The sequence below is a fragment of the Dysgonomonadaceae bacterium zrk40 genome (assembly GCA_016916535.1).
In the GTDB taxonomy this organism is placed as follows: domain Bacteria; phylum Bacteroidota; class Bacteroidia; order Bacteroidales; family Dysgonomonadaceae; genus Proteiniphilum.
This window is the reverse complement of the sequence record CP070278.1, coordinates 84,957-103,623: the sequence shown is the minus strand read 5'-3', so window position 1 is coordinate 103,623 and position 18,667 is coordinate 84,957. Positions and strand designations below refer to the sequence as shown.

Below are 18,667 nucleotides of genomic sequence, written 5' to 3'. Positions count from 1 at the left end.
TGGGAAGGTTTCTCATGATGGTTGCCGCACCGACGCTCCGAATTTGCCTCTGGCCAGGATCCATTCGGTTATCGTGTCGAGCGCACCGGGCGCAAAGGCGTGACGGCCCTCAAGGACAAAGCGCATGATTGCAAACCGAGACCAGTCATCGGCCAGTTGCCAGTTGTAGGCGGATGATTTCAAAAGGCCATGCGTGGCCCCGGGCCAGATGATGATCTCGCTATGGCTATTCCGCCCGGAAACGAATTCACCAAAGATTGCCGCATTGCGCTCAGGCTCGACATTCAGGTCGTTTGCGCCCCAGATGGCAAGCAAGGGCAGATCGAGCCGGGCAAGCGCAGCGCGCGCATCGGCGTATCGGTTGATCCTGATGAACTGCCAGCGATCCGCGGGCATCCCGGCCGGCGCACTGGCCGCCTCCGGCCCGAAGATGCGCGCGTCTTCCAGCTTCTGTTCGGCAATCGCCAGATCGACCGCCGGCGGATCAAGCCCCTCGCGCGCAAGCCGCGTGCGCGTGTAATAGTCCCCCTGATCCTGCCAGGACACGGCCGCTCCGACCAGAACGACAAAATCCGCATCGTTGGATGAAAGCTGCGGCAGCACCCAGCCTGCCTGCGAAAAGCCGACAGCCCCGTGTACAAGGCCATCGAAACGCCGGGCCAGCAGCTGAAGCGCAATGCGCGTTTCGTCCGCACGCTCTTCCATGGTCTGTTGCAGCCAGTTACCTGCAGACGAACCGACGCCAGGCTTGTCCCAGGACGCCACCGCGATGCCTCGATCGAGCATGGCGTTGATCAGCGGAGCGTATCCGCCTTCTGACGTGCGATCCTGGGCGCCGTCGCCATGGACGAGGACGACGGCTGCCCTTGGCGTCTCGTCGGGAAGCCAGAGCGTGCCCGACACGGGCGCGCCCGCGGATACGAAGTCGAAGCGCTCGCTGTTGCGCCGGTCGAGGTCATGATCGGCCAGCCGCCAAAGGAGAAAGCCCGCGGCGGCGGTCAAAACGAGAGCGAACGTCAGAACCGCGCGTAATCTCAATTGACCCGATCTCCGCATCTCATGACTTGACGGTATACTTATGGACGCAGTGCATTGAACACAAATCCGGACCGGCGGGCAATTCCGGAGATCGTCTTCGTTTCAGGATTTGGAATTCCAGTCATGTGATGATCCTCCTCGGGAATCGAGGCACCGATCTTCGGCGCCGTTTCGAACAGGAGCAGCAGATAGCGTCTCGGGTGATCGACGGTCTCGCGCGCGATTGCGCGGTCGCCCGTCGCCTTGGCCAGTATGAACGCGCCCTGCAGCACGGCCTGGCTGCGCGCGGCCAGGCCGTGCTGCAGGGCGTCCAGTCTGCCGCAATCCCGCGCGCTTTCATCGCCGCCGCGATGTCGGGCTCCAGCGTGGCCGCATGCCCGAAAATGCCTGCCGCGCAGGCATCGCGGATCGCCGGATTCGACCCATAGGTCGCCTGCGTCATGGTGCCGACGAGACTGTTAAACTCGGCGAGATCGCCCTCGATGATCGCCGTGCGGAACTCGATGTAACCGATCAGTCGTTCGAACGGATCATCATGGTCGTGATAGGGGGCGCTGGCGAAGAATGCGCCGGTGGTGGCCGTGTATCCCCCGGCGCGGACCAGCGATAACGCCGCATCGAGCAGCTTCGATGCCGCAATGGCGGTCGATCCGGAAGAAGCGCCGCGCCGCGGGACACGATCCGCCCGCGAGCCTTTTACCTCAGAATGATTGGCTGGAAACCGCTCTATATCCGTTCGAACCGAGCCGGTCCGTTCATGACGAAGAGTTCGACCTCCAGCGTTTCCGCCTTGTCCGGGCCGCCGGAAAACGTTGCGGCGGAGCGCGAGCCCGCAGGGGCGTTCTCATTTTCGATATCGAACACCATCATTGCGCCGTCCCACGGCATCAGCGGAAACGCCTTCGGCTCGGGTCCGGCCAGCAAGACCAGGCGGTCGGCCGCGTCCTCGACCACCTCCACGGTTCCGAAATAGGGATGGCTGTAGCGGCCGATCAGATAGCTGGCGGGCGGCGGCGCCGCGGCCGCCCGGGGAAACGGCTTGCCGGCGGTCTCGCCGAGCGGCGTGTAGGAACCGACAAACAGCCGCTCATAGCCCGAGAACCAGTCGCGCGTCACGCTGCCGGTCTGAACCATGTCGGTGAAGCTCGCGCCGATCGCCTCGACCGCGCCCACCGGAGCGGCGTTCGACAGAACCACGATCCCGACATCGAGCGAAGGAATCAGCGCGAAATAGGTGCCGGCCCCCAGGATGAAGGCGCCCGAATGGCTGAGCACCACGCGGCCGCTCGGGTCGGTGCCAACGCCGAAGCCATAGCCGTAAAAGCCCGCGCGTTCATCCGGGCTGCGCGGCCTGCTGGAAAAGCTCTGCGGGCTGATCGCCGGCTGCAGGGCATCGGGGCGGATGAGGTCGCCGCCATCGGCAAGCATCATCTTCATCCACTTTGTCATGTCATTGGCCGTCGAGCTGATGCCGCCCGCCGGTGACTGGGCATCGGGCTCGCGCTGGTAGAGCGCTTGAAAGCCGTCCGGAGTCTTGGCATGGGGCGTCGCCCGGTTTTCGCGTGCCATGAAATCGTCGAACCGCGCGCTGGTGCGCGTCATGCCAAGCGGCTGAAACAGCGCTTCTTCCGTAAGCTCGCTCCACGTCATGCCGGAAGCCTCCGCAACAGCTTCAGCCGCCGCCGTCAGGCCGAAATTGGTATAGGCGTAACTGGTGCGGAAGGGCGAAAGCGGCTGGAGCCGCAGCCTTTCGAGAATGGTCTGGCGGTCAAAGCCGAGGTCTTCCAGTTCATCGCCGGCATGGTCCGACAGGCCGGAGCGATGACTGTAGAGGTCGCCGATCGTCAGCCTTTCGCTCACCGCCGCATCGGAGAGCGAAAACCATGGCAGCAGATCCCGCATGCGGCTGTCCCAGGAGACCACGTCGCGGCTGACCTGGCGGGCGACGGCCGTCGCGCCGAGAGATTTGGAGAGCGAGGCGAGCTGGAACACCGTATCGGGCGTCACGGGCAATTCGCCATTGGCGTCACGCGTGCCGAAGCCCTTTGCATAGATGGTCTCGCCGCCGTGAACCACGGCGACGGCAAGGCCGGGCACGCCGCTGCGGGCCTTGATGTCTTCGACGATGCCGTCAAGCGCCGCCACGGCCGCGTCGATCTGTCCGGGCGGAACCGGGACGCCTGGCGTGCGTGACGGCGGCAGCATATCGGCAAGTGCCGGAGTCGAGAGCAAGGCCAGCGAAGCTGAAGCCAGCGAAACCGTTGCTAGGAAATGGCGGCGCGAAGCCCTGAACTGTGACATGGAAAACCTCTCCTCGTCCTAATCACCGGCGCGGCCGGAACGTCGTGTTGTTGTATGCCGATGTGGACGGGACCGCGTCAGAGCGGCAGGCCCAGTCGGAAGAAAACCCTGAGCCCCTCATCCTCGCCATCGTCGGGACTGTACCACGGCACGGCCGCGATCAGCTGAAAACTCATCTTCTCCGCCAGCATGCCGCTGACGCCGACGCCGACGGACCCCAGCGCGTCGCGCGCATAGTCGGCGCTTGCGTCTTCGTTCCAGACCACGCCGTAATCCGCAAACGTCGTCCAGGTCAGGCCCGGAAGCGCCGACCAGCCGGTTTCAATGTCGTGGCTGAGCTCAAGGGCCGCCGCCGCGCCGCTGGCGCCGGACAGCGTGCCGCCGTCAAACGCCCAGCCATAGGGATCGCCGCCCAGCGAAAACTGCGCGGCCGCCGGCAGCGGCGTTGGGGAATACTGTCCGGCGCTGCGCAGCCGAATGGCGGTGTCGGCGCCAAGATCATGCGCGATGTCGAAGTTCAGTCGCGCGAACCGATAATCCTCCGGCACCTCGGGCAGGGCGGTTTCCTGTCCCAGCCCCTGGCCGAACTCGGCCGTCGTCAGGAATGCCGTCGGTCCGCTCTGCCGGTCGTAAGTCAGCGACATGGCCGCCCAGCGGGTCTGCTCGCGCGCCGCCCGGGCGCCCATCACATCGACGCGGTCATTGCGCAGATTGACCTCGATCCTGCCGAAAAGGCTCTGGTCGATGGTGCGGATGAAGGGATAGTCGAGCCGCGCCGTGCCGATCACGGACTCGATATGAATATCGTCGGCCTTCAGGTCGCCTCCGGGTTTCTGGGTGATGTAGGAAAGGTCGTATCCGGCGGACAGGCCGTTGAAGCCGATCGGGATATCCTGCGATGCCTGAAGAAAAATCATCTCCTGCGGCGTGTCGGGAATCGTGACGCCGACGAGGCTCAATGTGTCGAAAAGCCCCAGCATGTCGTTGACGGTGACATTGCCGGAGAGTTCCAGCGGGCCGACCTCATCGGTCCCGAGATTGTCGAGCCCGGCTGCGGCCGAGGCGCGGTCGAAACCGATGTCGAGGCGCAACGTTCCGCCGCCTTGCGGGGTCTCCGGCCGGATCAGCGTCCCTTCGATATCGAGCCCGCCGAGGTCGCTCATCAGCAGCAGGATGCGCTCGGCCTCCTTGATCCGGATCGGGCGCATCGCGATGATCCGGTCGATATAGGGCGCAAGCCGCTCGCGGATGTCCGGAATGGTGCTGTTGACTTCCAGCGTCTCGACATAGCTTTCATAGACGCGGAGCGTGATCTTGCCGGAGGAAAAATCCTGGACCGGCACGACGGTCATGGCGAGATAGCCCGCGCTCAGGTACCGGGCGTCGATCTCCGCGGCGATCCGATAGAGATCGGCTAGCGTGATGACCTTGCCCGTCATGCCCTGCCAGAGATCGGAAAATGCTGCGTCGGAAAGCGTCTCCGCGCCCTCGACCGTCAGGGAATTCAGCGTGAAGCGTACCTGGGCGGCATCCTTTTCGGGGGTGCGCTTGCGCTGGTCCTGGACCTTGATATCGACCGTGCCGATACGCTGCGGCGGGGTGAAGCGCTCGAGAATGGTCGTCTGGCCGGCCACCGTCTGCTCGATCCGCTCCGCGGTTTGCGCGAGCGCCGTGTCGGCATGCGCGAAGAGGCCGACGATCGCCAGCGGACCACAGGCGAGAAACCCCCACCATGACGAAGCCGGGCGCGCGGGAGGACCGTTTTTGCGCGATGTATCCAGAAGGCTGACCTCAGCCTTTTCCTCTTCGAGCAGTGCAAGCAATTTCAGGTGCGTTACCGTCAAGAAACCGGGATTCTCTGACAGGGCTGTTTGACGCATGGTTCCCCCAACATTGATCGTTGCACAAGGGACCCTGCTCTCCATTCAGCCTGATGACGGCGGCGCGGCGCGCCGGATTTGACGAGACCCTGTTTTGCCAAGGCTTATCGACCAGCCGTCCTGCGTTTGGAATCCCCTGATCAGGGGGGGATGGGCTGACCCAGCCAGAGCGCCATCAGCGCGGCGCGGCTGGAAACGCCGTATTTGCGGTAGATCCGCTTGACATGATCATGGACGGTATGAGGGCTCTGGCCGTTATTTTCGGCAATCTGGCGTTCCGAAAGCCCCTGCAGCAGGTCGCGCAGCACCTTGCTCTCCATCGGCGTCAAGGGTTCGGATGCGACGCCGATCCCTTCCGACAGCATCTGCAGGCGATAGAACCAGCGGATGCCGCGCAAGGCGTGCGTCACAATCCGCCGATCACGCTCCGAAAATCGCGGTTGCGAGAGCGCGCGGTGAAAGCCGATCTGGATCTCGGCGTCGGCATTGATGGGAATGCCGACCCAGATCGAATCCAGCCGGTCCAGCCCGCGATAGAAGGTCTTGTAGGAATAGCTTTCAAACCATTCGGGCGTTGCAAGTTCGTCCAGCATGAAAACCCGGAATTGTCCGGCAAGCTCGGCATTGCGGATCGTGGTGATGTCGGGTTCGCCCTTCTCCATCAGGGCAAAGGCTTCCTGGATGGTCCGTTCGGTTTCCGCGTCGGGATAAAGGGCCGAGAGGCTGCGCGGGCGCCAGCCGAAAAGCGGATCGCGATGGATGTTGTCGACAAGCCTGACGGCGCCGATCCAGTCGGCCTGTCGCGCGTCGATCATATCGCAGACGACGGACAGCAGATGCACGCGCGCCTCAGGCATGCGCGACGCCTCGAAATCCGAAAGCTCGTCCCAGAGCGCATAAATCCGTTCGGTATCGATTGTTTCGTTCAGCATCAGACTATGTGACCGTTGAGGGCCGCGATTTCCACTCTTTTGTGTAAGCCAGGGGAAAAATTATGGGCAAGAGCGGCGATCCGCAACCCTTTCGCCCCGCGGAACATCCCGGAAGGCTTGAGCCGCCATGGGCGAGCGATCCCTCAAACGCCTGATGCTCGGGGAAACCGGCCTGACATTCGGCCGCTGGCGGCGCCGGTTGCGTCCTGTCATCGCCCTGCGCGAACTGGCCGGCGGGCGTTGGCGCAGAGGGTATCGCGCAATCTCGGTGACGAGCCCCCGACCGCCGCCGGATGACCGGGATGGCATGTGAGGCCGGCAGCCCGAGACCGGGCCGCCGGCCTGTCTCTCAGTCTGCCTTTGCCGTGATATCGACCTGTTGCAGCAGGCTTGCCGGATCCGTCGTCGCGGCCATGAAGGCCGGTGCGCCGATGCCCTGGTCGGATTTCGCAGTTATGGCGATTTCCAGCGTATTCGGGTCGGCGATGAAGGCCGAAATCGCATCGATCATGGCCTGAACCCCGGGATCGCCATCGCCGACGGTCTGCGCGGCAATCGAGGGCAACATTGACAGGGTGAGCGCGGCCTGTTCCTCGCTCATCCCGTTCCGATCGGCGTAAAGCTTCAGCCCCCGGGCAAAGAGGCCGTCGTTTTCGACTTTCAGCGTCACAGCGCGGCCGTTCAGGCCGAAGACGGCAGCCTGCATCAGTGCCTTGTCGCCGGAGAAGAACGCTTCCCCGAAGCCGCCGACTACGCCCGAAAGCGAGACGCTTCCCATGTCGTCGCCGCTGAAACCGATGTCTTCGACGATCAGCGCCTTGTTCGCCTTGTCCCAGTGAAGCGCGATGTTTTCAGAGATACTCACCTCCTGATAGCCGAGCTGTTTCAAGAGGGCGAACGCCTCGTTGTCGTCGTGTCCCGCCAGATCCAGCTTCAGCTCGTTCATCACCATGCGGATATCGCTGGGGATGCCGTTGACGGGGTCTTGAAGCGCCAGGCTGAAATCCTTGACCGCGACATTGAGAGGCTTGTCGACATCGAAACCGTTTTCGGCGTCGGGGTTCATGTTGACGGCATAATCCGACAGGCTGAGGGTGCCGAAAGCAGGCAGGAACGCAGCCTTCCACGCCATGTCCGGCGCGCCGGGGCCGGTCTTGAGATATTCGCGAACCCCCGCCAGCGTGGGAGCCAGCGAAAAGTCCGTCCACGACGCGCTTCGCACGGTTAGGGAGTCGTCTCCGGCGCGCACGTCAAGCCCGTCCATCGAAAAGCCGAGGACAAGATCATCAAACGTGACCGCCAGTCTATCGATCGCGAAGGTCATGTCCGGCTCCTCGTCCGTGGTCAGGCCAATGCCGGAAATCTGCAGGTCGCCTTTCGCGATGGCATCGAGAAGCAGAAAGGCCTCGAGACCCAGCCGCTCTCCGTCGCCGGGCAGCAGCGCCTCTGTGTCCGATAACGCTCCCAACCTTTCCGGCGTTGTGAGGAACGGCTCGTCGGCAAGGCGCATGGAAAAGCCATCGCTGCTCATCTCCGCATAGGTTACCCGGCCGTCTGCGGTCTCCATCACGAAATCCTTCACCGTGACCGGGCCGTAGACCTGTTGCGCCGCGTTCTCGCCATCGGCCGGCTTCGCTTCGGTGTAGATTCGTGTCAGGAAGGGGGCATCGATGTCCTCGCCCTCAATCGCGCCGACCGAAAGCTTGACGGATACCGGCTTCGCATCCCCGTCTGCGCGCGGATCGGGAGCGACTTCCGTGTCGCTGGTCATGCCGCTTGCAAAATAGCGTCCGACATGGCCGTCGACGATGTTCTCAAGCACGACGTCGGAGTAGGTCGTGGTCTGGTCAATCCCTTGCTGGCTCTGGGAAACCGCGACGGACGCTATCTCGATGCGGCCTGCCGAAAGCCGCGCGACGCGCTCGGCGGGCGTCAGATCGGCCTCGCCGGACGCAGCGGCGAGAAAGGCGCGGTTGATGCCGGCGTCCTCAACCAGCACGCTCGGGACAGAGACATGCATCGGGCCTGCCTCAAAGGCGAGGTCCCTTGCGTCGATCATGCCGGAAAGAAACAGGAATTCTGGCCGCGCCTCTATGGAGGCGATATGCAGCGTCTGGTCATTCTCCAGGGGAACGGTCACGTCGCTCAGATGGACATGGCCCGTGAAGTCGACCTCGACCGAGGCGGCCCGCGTTCCACTCTGCTCAAGACTGTTCCTGACCGTCTTCTCCAGCATGACCTTGCCGCCGACCACGCCCGCCGCCGCGATCACGGCAATTGCCGCGACCGACCAGAGCAGGATCCGTCTGGACGTGTGCCTGCGCTTTTTCTCGTTTTCCATGGAGTGCGTCCTTTTGCCTGTCAGTCTTTTTCTGTTTGAGAGCACCCGATTAGTTTGCCGGGCCGCGATGCGCAACCGTGAGCGGCCGAGATTTTAGTCAGGCGATTGATTCCGGTTGCGCATGCATGACGCAGCGGCGATGTACGAAAGAACGCTCTAACCTATTGAACCGATGCATCGTGCTTTCCGAAAAGCGATTCCGATTTTCGGGCCGATGCGCTAGACCGCCCCTATTGCGTCGTGAAAGTGGAATGCCCTGATATGACATCGTTCTTCGAGTTTCTGGTTCTCATCCTTGTTCTGGCGCTGATCGCGTCCAACGCCGGGATGCGGAAGCGGATGAAGAGACTGGAGGATGCTCAGCGGAGCCTTCTGGCGCGGCTGGAGCAACTGGAATGCCGCGGTGATGCCGCCACGGCCGTCACGGCCGAAGAGCCGGAAAGAGCGATGGCGGAGCGGGCGGAGGACGCGGCCCAAACGACAGAACCGGAAACGGCCCGGTCACCTGAGGAATCAGGATCGACGGACGCCGGAAAGATGCCCCCAGCCACCGGCGGCCCGCCGCGGGCCTTCGTCTTTACCGGAGCGTTGCTGCAGACGTTCGGCGGATGGCTGCGCCAGAATTGGACAATCGCGCTCGCGGCGCTTTCGCTGGCGCTGGGCGGCATCTTCATGGTGCAATATGGCGTCGAAAACGGGCTTCTGACGCCGGTCTGGCGGGTTTTCGGGGCGCTGATGCTGGGCGTGGCGCTGGTGGGCGCCGGCGAAGGGCTTCGCCGCCGCTTCGGCGACGAGACGACGCCGTCAACGCGCTACCTGCCCTCCGTCTTTGCAGGCGCGGGTCTGGTGACGCTGTTTGCCGCCGTGCTTGCCGCCCGTCTTCTCTATGGACTGGTTTCCGCCGAGATGACGCTGGCCGGGCTGGTTCTGCTCAGCATTCTCGCGGTTGCGCTCGGCTGGCTTTACGGCTCGGTCCTGAGCGCCGTCGGCATTATCGGGGCCACCGCCGCGCCGTTTCTGGTCGGCGGCAGTGCGGAGAGCGGCTGGCTGTTTTTCTATTATTTCGCCTTCATCGCCATTGCCGGCCTTGCGGTGGACAGCGTCAAGCGCTGGGCATGGGTCTCCGCCCTCGTGCTGACCGCAACGGCGATGGCCGCAACCGGACTTTACCTCGCGACCGGCGGCCTGATCCACTATACGGTCTTTCTTGCTCTCTCCTGGCTGGCGGCTGTGATCCTCCCGGTGCAGAGCTTTGTGCCCTCCCATGCCGGCCAGACGGTTCTGGCGACACTTGCGGGTCTCAAGCCGCGCGCCGATTTCCCCACCCGGGTCGTCGCGGCCATGACGCTGTTCGTCAGCGGCGCCGGCCTTCTCCTGTCCACCGATGCGCCATCCGCGACAGAGGCCTGTTTTGCCTTTCTGCTCATCGCCTTCGTCCTCGCGGCGACGCTTTTATGGATGCGCCGTGCGGAAGCGCTGAGGGACATGTCGTTCCTGCCTGCCGCCGCGTTTCTGTCCGTGCCTGTCCTGCAGGTCGTCGAGCGCGGTCCGCTGTTCGCGTCATTCGTTGCCGCGCTGCAGCCTCCGGCAGATGCAACAGCCGGGTCTTCCGCTTTCATCACCTTCGCCCTGATCCTGTCCGTCGGTGCATCTCTGATGGCCTTCTGGCGGATGACCCGTTGCGGGGAGGACCAAAACACGGCGCTCGGGTTTGCGCTGGGCGCGGCGGCGTTTGCCCCGGCGACCGCCTTCATTTTCGAATTTCTGTGGTCGCCCGCGGCGGCTTTCGGGGATTATCTCTGGAGCATCCATCTCCTGGCGGTATCGGCCGTCATGGCGCTGCTGACCGACCGGACGTTGCGCGCGGAGGAGCGCAGCCGGCGCCAGATGCGCGCGGCGCTTTTCGCCATTGCCGCGCTCTCGATGCTGGCGCTGGCGCTGTTCGTGGTGCTCACGAAGGCGGCCCTCACGCTGGCGCTCGGCGTTGTCGTCGTCCTCACGATCGCGCTCGACCGGCGGTTCGACCTTGCCCTGATCGGCCTCTTCACCAAGGCGGCGCTCGCCATCATCGCCTTCCGGCTGGTGGCCAATCCCGGCTTTTTCTGGGCCGTGCGCAGCGACACGTCGTGGCTGGCGCTGCTTGAAGCCTATGGCGGCACGCTGGTGCTGCTTTATGCCGGATGGCGCCTCACGGTGTCGCGCGCACGTCAGTCGGTTCAGGCGGCCATCGAGACCACCACGTGGACGGTCGCCGCCGTCTTCGCCTGCGCGGTGTTGCAGCGGCTGGTGCCGGATGAGCCGGGGCTTCTGGCCGCCGTGATGGCCGTCGCCATGCTGGCGCAGATCAACCGGGTGCCGACCACGGGCAGGTGGCTGAGACTGTTCCGGCTGGGTCTCGCCTTGCTCTTCGGCCTCGTTTCCGCCGCGCTGATTGCCGTGCCGCTGACGATTTCAAATCCCCTGCTGTTCCGGTTCCACCCCGTCACGGGCCCGATGGTTTTCGACAGTCTTGCGCTCAGCTACCTGCCGCTCGCGGCCGTGCTGGCGATCGGCGCCTGGAGGATCGTCAATCTCGGGCCGTGGCTGCGGACCGGCCTTGTCAGCATATCGAGCCTGCTGGCCGGTTTTTATCTCGTTTGCGAAATCCGCCGGTTCTGGCACGGGCCCGACCTTTCGGCGCCCGGCGTCACCCAGCCGGAGCTCTACAGCTACACGATCGCGCTCTTGATCGTCTGCGCAATCCTGCTCGCCGTCAGCTTCTCCAGGCGCTCCAACGTCCTGCGCAAGGTCGCCATGGCCGCGGCCGGACTGACGATCGCGAAGGTCTTCCTCATCGATATTTCCGGCCTGGAAGGGCTTTTACGGGTCGTCTCCCTCATCGGGCTCGGACTGGCGCTCGCCGGTCTTGGCTGGCTCGACCGTGTGATGAACCTGCGCTGGAACAGCATGGCGGGGCCGCGCGAAGCTTCGGGCGGCGGGCAAGATCGATAGACGTCCCTCCGCGCGCCCGTCTGCAGACGCGGCGCATTCGCGACCGCGCCCTCACGGGGCCTTGCGGGAAAATCGACGTGTGGCCCGATCCGCGATTCCGGCAAGCAACTTTTCCGGACGGAAGACGTTTATGCCTCCAAAGGAGAAAACAATGTCAAAATCCGAATTCTGGAAAGAAATGGACGACGTTCGCGCCGCGATGCTGGGCATTGGTTCGGCCCGCCATGTGCCGATGGCACCCTACCCCAATGACAAGGAAGGGGTAATCTGGTTCATCACCGCAAAGGGCACTGATCTGGTGAAGGCGATCGAGGCCGGCGAGACCGAGAGTTCGCTGATCGTCACCGGTAATGGCGAGATGCATGCCCGCGTCGAGGGACGGTCCGAGGTGGTCCAGGACCGGGAAAAGCTCGAGGAGCTCTGGAATCCGATTGCTTCAAGCTGGTTCGATGGCATCGACGATCCCGACATCCGGCTGATCCGGTTTACGCCGGACTTCGCCGAGGTCTGGGCCACCAAGGGCGCGATCGGGTTTGCCATCCAGATCGCAAAGGCCAAGGTGACGGACGAGGAGCCCGATATGGGCGACCATTTCGAGGTCCGCTTCTAGCCGACCATAGAGCCCTGCACGGCCTCACTTGCGACGTTTTGGGTGGCGGCGCGGTTTACCAGCCACCACCGCCACCGCCTCCGCCGCCCCCGCCGGAGAAGCCACCCCCCGAAAAACCGCCTCCCGAGCCCGATCCGTTGGGCGAGATGCAGGCCGTCAGGTTGGTGCTGAGGGCCTGACAGGCGCCAAAGATGGTCGCGCCATTCGCGCCCGTGTCGTAAAAGGTCGGGTGCAGGCCGAAGGGGATCGGGTTGATGGTGCCGGGGCCGGCGTCCATGACACTGTCGAAGGCGCGGCTCCATTCTGACTTCATATTGAGCGCCACCGCAAACGGCAGAAGGGCGGGAAGCGCGTCCCTTTCGCTGCGATTGGCGTGGCGCATGTCGCCGACGCGTTCGAGATAGAGGCGCAGCCCCGCGATTTCCGCCTCGCGCGCCCGCCCCTCTTCCGTCGGCTGGCCGATCCGCGCGGCAAACACCCAGAACAGCAGCGGCGTTGCCACGAGGCCGAGCGCCGTCGCCCAGCCGAAGGCGCCGGTGAAGAAGCCTGTCACCAGCCACAGCCCCGCGCTCGCGACCAGCCCGCCGCCCATGCCGTTTCCCGCCGTATTGCTGAACGTATCCGCCGAGGCGCGCGCATCGAAGCCCGCAAAGGCAAGGCCGATCACGATCGGCAGCAGCGGACCATAGGCGAGGATCCACCCTTCGCCATCCATGCCGGTCAGCGCAAGAGCTGCGGCAAGGCCGGAGCAGAGGAAGGCGGCGGCCAGTTTCCACCTGCCGTTCGGCGCGTAATACCGCCGGCCATGGGTGGTGCGCACCGCGCGGGCGAAATCGCCGTAAAGCCGCCGCAGCGTCTGCCGGTTCTTGCGCTCGACCAGGACGCTGCCGCCTTCGGCGCGCACGCCCGAAACCAGCGCTTCCTCCTCGGGCGCCAGCATGCCGGGATCGCCCTTATCCAGCACGATCCGCCAGGCCTTGCCCTCGGGCACGATGGTCATCAGCCCGCGCAGGCCGAGATTGATGACCGTCGCGAGGAGCGCGGAATGGCCGAGCATCCGCCGCATCGAAATATACTGCACCTGAGCAGGCGTCGTGCCGCGCGGCGGCTTTCGCCGCTCGACCACAGGGTATCGTGATGCTTGCTCTTCTCCGGGCCGCCTGATCCTGCGGGAAACGAATAGGAATATGAGGCCGAGAGCGCCAAGGCCGACGGCGGAAATCGCCACGCCCGGATTGCGACGCACCCACCACCGGAACCGCTCGGCGGCCGCCGGCTCGCTGACGAAGCCCTTCGGGAACCTGACAGCGACCGTGAGCCCTTCCTCCGGGTCGAGAATACGGTAGGTCGAGATATCGACCGTGCCGCCATCCGGGCTGAGGCCGCGGGACACTTCCGCGCGCGTCGCGCCGAGCGGGCCGGTATAGCCGGCGACCTGCGTGGCCGCCGCGCCCTCTGGCAGGCGAATGGTCGCGGCGGCGTTGTCGATCGGGAAGGCCCAGTAGGAGCCGGTTACATTCCAGTAGAATTCGTCGTGACCGTCGCGGTTTTCGATCTGCGGTCCGGTGCGATAGGCAAACCGGAAGGTGTGAACGCCCGGTTCGAGATCGGTTCCGGCATCCCCCAGAAAGATGCGGATATAGTCGCTGCGGCGGGCAACGCGCATGGGCACCGGCTTGCCGTCGAGCGTGGCCGAAAGGACCTGCAGCGCGCCGGGATCGACGCCGCCCTCCGCCGTCCGACCCGCGATCGGCAGATCGCGAAAGATGCCGTGTTCGATCCGGTACCCCTCCGCCTTGATCGCGATTGTTTCGGTGATATCGAGGCGGCCGGTCGCGCCGATCGCAATGTCGCTTTCGAAACGTTCGATCCGCTCGCGCGCCAAGGCCGGCGAGAGCCAGATCAGCACAAGCAGGAAGGCCGTGATGATCCGCTTCCCCGAGACCAAAAGCCCGCCATCCGCTTTGCCGTGCCGGCGGGCAAAAACTGTCTGGAAAACCGAGCATGATTTCATGAACAAATAGGCTGAGGCCCTGGCTTTTGGTGTGGCGAATCCGGGTGACGGGCCCTTATAGCCCGGCCAAAAAGCATAGACAAATCCGTTCGTTAGAACGGTCTTTCCCGACAGGAAGTAAATCTCAACTTACAGTTACTTGCCTCTCTCAGCCCACCCCTTCATGACTGCGCCATCGAAGGAGAAAGCATGACCGAACGACGTTTCTGGTTCGCCCTGCTTGTCGCCGCCATTCCCGGCGTGGCAAAGGCCGAGACCATCATTTTCGACCCGGCTGTCGGCAGCGAACGGACCTATCACCTCGAAATTTCCATGGCTTCCGGCTTCAGTGATTCGCGTTTCCGCGACAACCAGTTCGTTTCGGCGCTGACCCGCTTCGCGGTCACCGGCCGCGACGACGATGGCGAAATCAGCATGGATGTCCTCCCTTTGTGGTTCGCCTATGACGAGGGATCGCGGGTGACGAGCACCGCCTTCGGCGACGCGCCCGACGATCTTGCCGACCTGATGCGCGAGGGCTTTTCCGCCACGATCGATCCGGAAAGTCACGGGCTCAAGGATTTCGCCCCGCGCGGCGATGCCGAGATGCCGGAAGCCATGCTGGCCCAGATGCGCGACCAGCTCGGCCAGCCGGTCCTGCCGGTCGAAATCGAAGTCGAGAAAGGCTGGACGACCACGACCACGCTGTCGGGCGTCGCCAATGTGGAGATCACGGTCAGCGCGGTGACGCCAAACGAGGTTTTCCTCAGCTATGAGGGTGTGTCGGCGGATACGAGACTGTCCGGCGTTTCGGTGCTGGCGCGCGAGAGCGGCTGGGTCGAACGCTCGGTGATGACCTATGATACGCGCATCAATCCCGGCGCGGAGGATGAGCGTTTCTCGCGCCAGACCATCGCGATGGCGAATACGGAGAGCCCCTTCCCGCTCTACACCCACGCATTCCGGGGCGAGCCTGAATGGCATGACATGCCGACCTTTCCGTTTTCAACCATCGTCATGCCGCCCGAGCCCGACATGGTGTTTCCCGGCGAACCGGGAGAGGCAGACAGGCATGGCAAGACCTACACGCTAAGCTTCGCCCATGATCCCGCGGCGGGCAGCAATATCGGCCGTTTCGCGCTTCATGATTTTCATCTCTTCGACCACGAAACCGAGTTGCCGACGCAGTTCATCGCCACCTTGCCCGTGACTGTTCCGGGCGATGGCGGGTTTCGGACGGTCTCGCGGGCGCGCCCGGTCGGCATCGGCGATGTCCGCGACGATCTGGAGCGGGCGACGGCGCTCACCGCCGATGTCGACTGGTATCCGTCGGAACCTTTCACGCTCACGCTGCGACCGGATGCGGACGGGAAGGCCAGCGTAAGCCGCAACGGTGCCTCGGCCGAGTTCCGGCCAACCGATGACGGCTATGAATTGCTGCTCTCCGGCAAAACCTGGGATTTCTTCGGCCTTTCCTTCCCGGAAGGAAGCGACGTCAAGGGCCAGATCTATGCCGCCGACAGCGGCTCGGACTGGCTGACGCCGGCCGAAAGCCAGGCGAGACGACTGGCGCTGCCGGATTACAGCGCCCTCAGGGTGGCGCTCAAGGCTGAAACCGTGCCGGAAAAGATCGACATCCGCGTCGAACGCTATGCCGAAACGCCGGCCGCGACCCGCGCGGTCACCTTCCGTACCGAACGCGGCAAACGCATCGATCCCGACACCGAACCCGAGATGCGGGCGCTTTATCCGGCTGGCGCGCCGCCGGCGCTCGATGCGCTCACGCCCGAAGGCCTCGATCTCGCCGCGCTGCGGTTCAGGCTGGCGACGACGCAGGCGAAGCACTGCGCGGCGGGGCTGGATGAGCCCGTATCGCTTGCCGGTCACGCCCTGGTCTTCGAAACGCAGGCGGACGAAGGGACCGGCACGACGACGCTGCAGCTTCAGACCGATGACGGCATCCGCACCCATTTCTATGGGCATGAACCGATCACGGTCGTCATCGATTGCGAGACCGCCGTCGCCTGGCGTGAGGCGAGCGAAGCGCTCGATCCCGCGCGGCCATGGCTGATCGATCCGGAAACCCTCGGCGCGGACAGCGCCATGACGATTGGCGCATTCAACGCGCGTTTCCGGCTGGTCGATGCCGAGGGCACGGCGCTGGCGCTGGTCACGCCGGATGGCACGCCCCTTTCCCCAGACGATACGCTCGCCGCAGCGCTGTTCGATGACGGGAACATCCGCGCCGCCGGCCGGCCCGAACGCATCCTTGAAGCGGATACCGGTTCCGCCCCGGTGACACGACGCTTCGAGATCCGCTTTCCCGATCTGCCCGAACCGAGGGAGGACGCCCGATGAAAACCGCTCTCGCCCTTCTGCTCGCGCTTTCCGCAAGCGCCGCCCATGCCGCCAATGTCGATGAAAACCTGGCACCAGCCCCGGACGGCGCCTACAGCTACACGCCGCCGCAAAAGGCAAAGGACGGCGTCTATATCATCGATATCTACGACGAAGACGATGACCGTTACGCCCGCGTCTGGAACACCGCCCCGACGCTGGATGAAGGCCGCAAGGTCGGAAAGATCGAGACCTTCTATCCCGGCTCGGGCTACCTCAAGACCCGCGTTCCGCTCAACGAGGCCGGCCGTCGCGACGGCGAGATGGTGACCTTCGACGAGGACGAGAATGTCGTGGGCCGCACGCCTTATGAGGATGGAAAGAAAAACGGCACGGAGGTCCGGTACTGGGCGGATGGCAAGACCCAGCGCGAAACCACCTGGAAGGATGACGTGCTAAACGGTCCGTGGCGCCTCTATTATGAGGACGGCACGCTTTCGGCCGAAAACAATCATGTCGACGGCCATATCGACGGCGTGGAACGCAAATACCACGAAAACGGAAAGCTTGCCGCCGAAATCCACTGGTCGATTAGCCGACGCGACGGGCCCTACAAGGATTATGACGAGGACGGAAACCTCATCGAGGAAGGCCGTTATGTCGATGGCGCGGCCGATGGGGTCGTCACCGAATACTGGCCCTCGGGCGCGCGCCGGGCCGAGCAGCATTATGATATGGGCAAACCGACCGGCAGCGCAAAACGCTGGTCGGAATCCGGCGAACTGGTCGCCCAGACCGACTATGCCGAAGATGGAAGCGAACTGAGAAACCGGAAATGGAAGGACGGAGCGCTGATCTGGCTCCAGGAACCGGTGCAGATCGAAGGCCGCGGCGAAGGGCAAAAAACCGTCGAGCATTACGGCAATTTCACCGAAACCGAGATCAAGGCCGACGGCTATCTCCTGTTCACGAAGTATCTCAACGATAAGCTTCTCGACCGCACCGAACTGGTTGACGGCGAATATCGCGGCCTGTTCGTCTCGACCACCGAAATCGACCAGATCACCACCCGCGTCCACTATGTCGACGGCAAGGAGGACGGTCTTTACACCCGCGCCTGGCGCGGTCGGGAGTGGGACCGGGGCTATTACGACCACGGCAAGCGCGTCGGCGACTGGCGCCGGACGGAACACTCCAGCGACGTCATCCACGAGACCTATGACGATGACGGCAAGCTGACCGGCGCGCAGCGCACATACAGGATGAACGGCGAGCTCAAACGGCTCGCCACCTATGACGCGGGCGTATTGGACGGCCCCTACAAGGAGCTGGACGGCGACCGGATGATTGCCGGCGGCCGCTATGTCGACGGCGAAAAGCACGGCGAATGGCTGGAACAGGTGCCCTACCGCGATGAGACGCGACAGGGCCGCTACGACTACGGTATCCAGGAAGGCCGCTGGACGACCTTTGACGGCAACGGCTACCGCATCGCGGTCACAAGCTTCAGCAACGGTATGAAGGACGGGCCGCGCTACATCCTGGCGGAAAACGGCGCGCTTGAGGAAGTGCAGATGTGGAAACACGACAAGCGCGACGGCACCACCACCTATTACGACGCCGAGGGTCCCGTCTCCCATCAGCTCTGGCGTGACGGCCGGCTGCAGGGAGACGCGACCCCCGCCCGGAATGCGCCATGAGTCCGCATCGGGCGATCCTGACCTCCTTGAGGAAATTCGCCCGCTTCGGCGGGCGGGCCTCGCGGGCGGAATACTGGTGGTTCGTGCTGGCGCTTGTGATTGGCCAGCTGAGTGCCGGCATGGCCGACGATCTTCTGTTTCCGGCCGATCCGGAACGTGGGCTTCAGGATCGTCATCCGGTTACGGTATTCTTCATCATCGTCACGCTGCTTCCCCTGCTTTCGGCCGGCGTCCGCCGCCTGCATGACGTGAACCGGCGGGGATGGTGGATCCTGTTGCCTGCCGGGCTGCCGCTTGCCATCACCCTCATCAGCTTCGCGTTGCTCCTTGGCCTCTCCAAACCGCTCGAAGAGGTCGCGACCTTTGGCAATACCGGTCCGCAGATCATCGCCGTGGTCAGCGTCGCGGCGCTCTCAGGGGCCGGCTCCGCGATCTATCTCATCGTGCTCCTGGCTCGCGCGGGCGGCGGCAAGCCGAACCGTTTCGGCCCGCCGCCGGAAGCATGAAGGCGCGATCGGCGACGATCCGCCGAAAAGATCAACTT

At 64.1% G+C, this 18,667-nt stretch carries 12 protein-coding genes; 6 read left to right on the top strand and 6 right to left on the bottom strand.

Going from position 1 to position 18,667, the window contains the following annotated elements:
• Positions 1 to 12: 12 nt before the first annotated feature.
• Positions 13 to 1,056, bottom strand: coding sequence for an alpha/beta hydrolase (locus JS578_14065; protein QRX65361.1), 1,044 nt, complete (start codon positions 1,054 to 1,056; stop codon positions 13 to 15).
• A gap of 107 nt (positions 1,057 to 1,163) precedes the next feature.
• Here JS578_14065 and JS578_14060 point away from each other — a divergent pair, with 107 nt between their 5' ends.
• Entirely contained in the window at positions 1,164 to 1,466 is a 303-nt protein-coding gene (locus JS578_14060; protein QRX65360.1) for a hypothetical protein, read from the top strand.
• A 298-nt stretch (positions 1,467 to 1,764) separates the two neighbouring features.
• Here the strand turns inward: JS578_14060 and JS578_14055 are convergent, their stop codons facing one another.
• From JS578_14055 to JS578_14040, 4 genes are all read right to left on the bottom strand, one after another.
• Positions 1,765 to 3,339 carry a beta-lactamase family protein gene (locus JS578_14055; GenBank protein QRX65359.1) on the bottom strand — a complete coding sequence of 525 codons (1,575 nt, stop codon included), beginning with the start codon at positions 3,337 to 3,339 and terminating at the stop codon, positions 1,765 to 1,767.
• A 77-nt stretch (positions 3,340 to 3,416) separates the two neighbouring features.
• Positions 3,417 to 5,219 (bottom strand): ShlB/FhaC/HecB family hemolysin secretion/activation protein, encoded by a 1,803-nt coding sequence (locus tag JS578_14050; protein ID QRX65358.1) that lies wholly within the window; start codon positions 5,217 to 5,219, stop codon positions 3,417 to 3,419.
• Between the two features lie 140 nt (positions 5,220 to 5,359).
• Positions 5,360 to 6,151: a hypothetical protein gene (locus JS578_14045; GenBank protein QRX65357.1), complete on the bottom strand. Its 792-nt coding sequence runs from the start codon at positions 6,149 to 6,151 to the stop codon at positions 5,360 to 5,362.
• A gap of 349 nt (positions 6,152 to 6,500) precedes the next feature.
• Positions 6,501 to 8,492: a hypothetical protein gene (locus JS578_14040; GenBank protein ID QRX65356.1), complete on the bottom strand. Its 1,992-nt coding sequence runs from the start codon at positions 8,490 to 8,492 to the stop codon at positions 6,501 to 6,503.
• Positions 8,493 to 8,753: 261 nt separating this feature from the next.
• Between JS578_14040 and JS578_14035 the strand changes: the two genes are divergently transcribed.
• Positions 8,754 to 11,483: a DUF2339 domain-containing protein gene (locus JS578_14035; protein QRX65355.1), complete on the top strand. Its 2,730-nt coding sequence runs from the start codon at positions 8,754 to 8,756 to the stop codon at positions 11,481 to 11,483.
• A 151-nt stretch (positions 11,484 to 11,634) separates the two neighbouring features.
• Positions 11,635 to 12,093, top strand: coding sequence for a pyridoxamine 5'-phosphate oxidase family protein (locus JS578_14030; GenBank protein QRX65354.1), 459 nt, complete (start codon positions 11,635 to 11,637; stop codon positions 12,091 to 12,093).
• A 55-nt stretch (positions 12,094 to 12,148) separates the two neighbouring features.
• Here the strand turns inward: JS578_14030 and JS578_14025 are convergent, their stop codons facing one another.
• Positions 12,149 to 14,107 (bottom strand): DUF2207 domain-containing protein, encoded by a 1,959-nt coding sequence (locus JS578_14025; protein ID QRX65353.1) that lies wholly within the window; start codon positions 14,105 to 14,107, stop codon positions 12,149 to 12,151.
• A gap of 189 nt (positions 14,108 to 14,296) precedes the next feature.
• Here JS578_14025 and JS578_14020 point away from each other — a divergent pair, with 189 nt between their 5' ends.
• From JS578_14020 to JS578_14010, 3 genes are read left to right on the top strand one after another with little or no spacing between them, the layout of a single operon-like run.
• Positions 14,297 to 16,444: a hypothetical protein gene (locus tag JS578_14020; GenBank protein QRX65352.1), complete on the top strand. Its 2,148-nt coding sequence runs from the start codon at positions 14,297 to 14,299 to the stop codon at positions 16,442 to 16,444.
• A complete protein-coding gene (locus tag JS578_14015) occupies positions 16,441 to 18,123 on the top strand; it encodes a hypothetical protein (protein ID QRX65351.1) in 1,683 nt (560 codons plus the stop codon). The genes JS578_14020 and JS578_14015 overlap by 4 nt, the downstream gene beginning before the upstream one ends.
• A gap of 26 nt (positions 18,124 to 18,149) precedes the next feature.
• Positions 18,150 to 18,629 carry a DUF805 domain-containing protein gene (locus JS578_14010; GenBank protein ID QRX65350.1) on the top strand — a complete coding sequence of 160 codons (480 nt, stop codon included), beginning with the start codon at positions 18,150 to 18,152 and terminating at the stop codon, positions 18,627 to 18,629.
• The last annotated feature ends 38 nt before the right edge of the window (positions 18,630 to 18,667 follow it).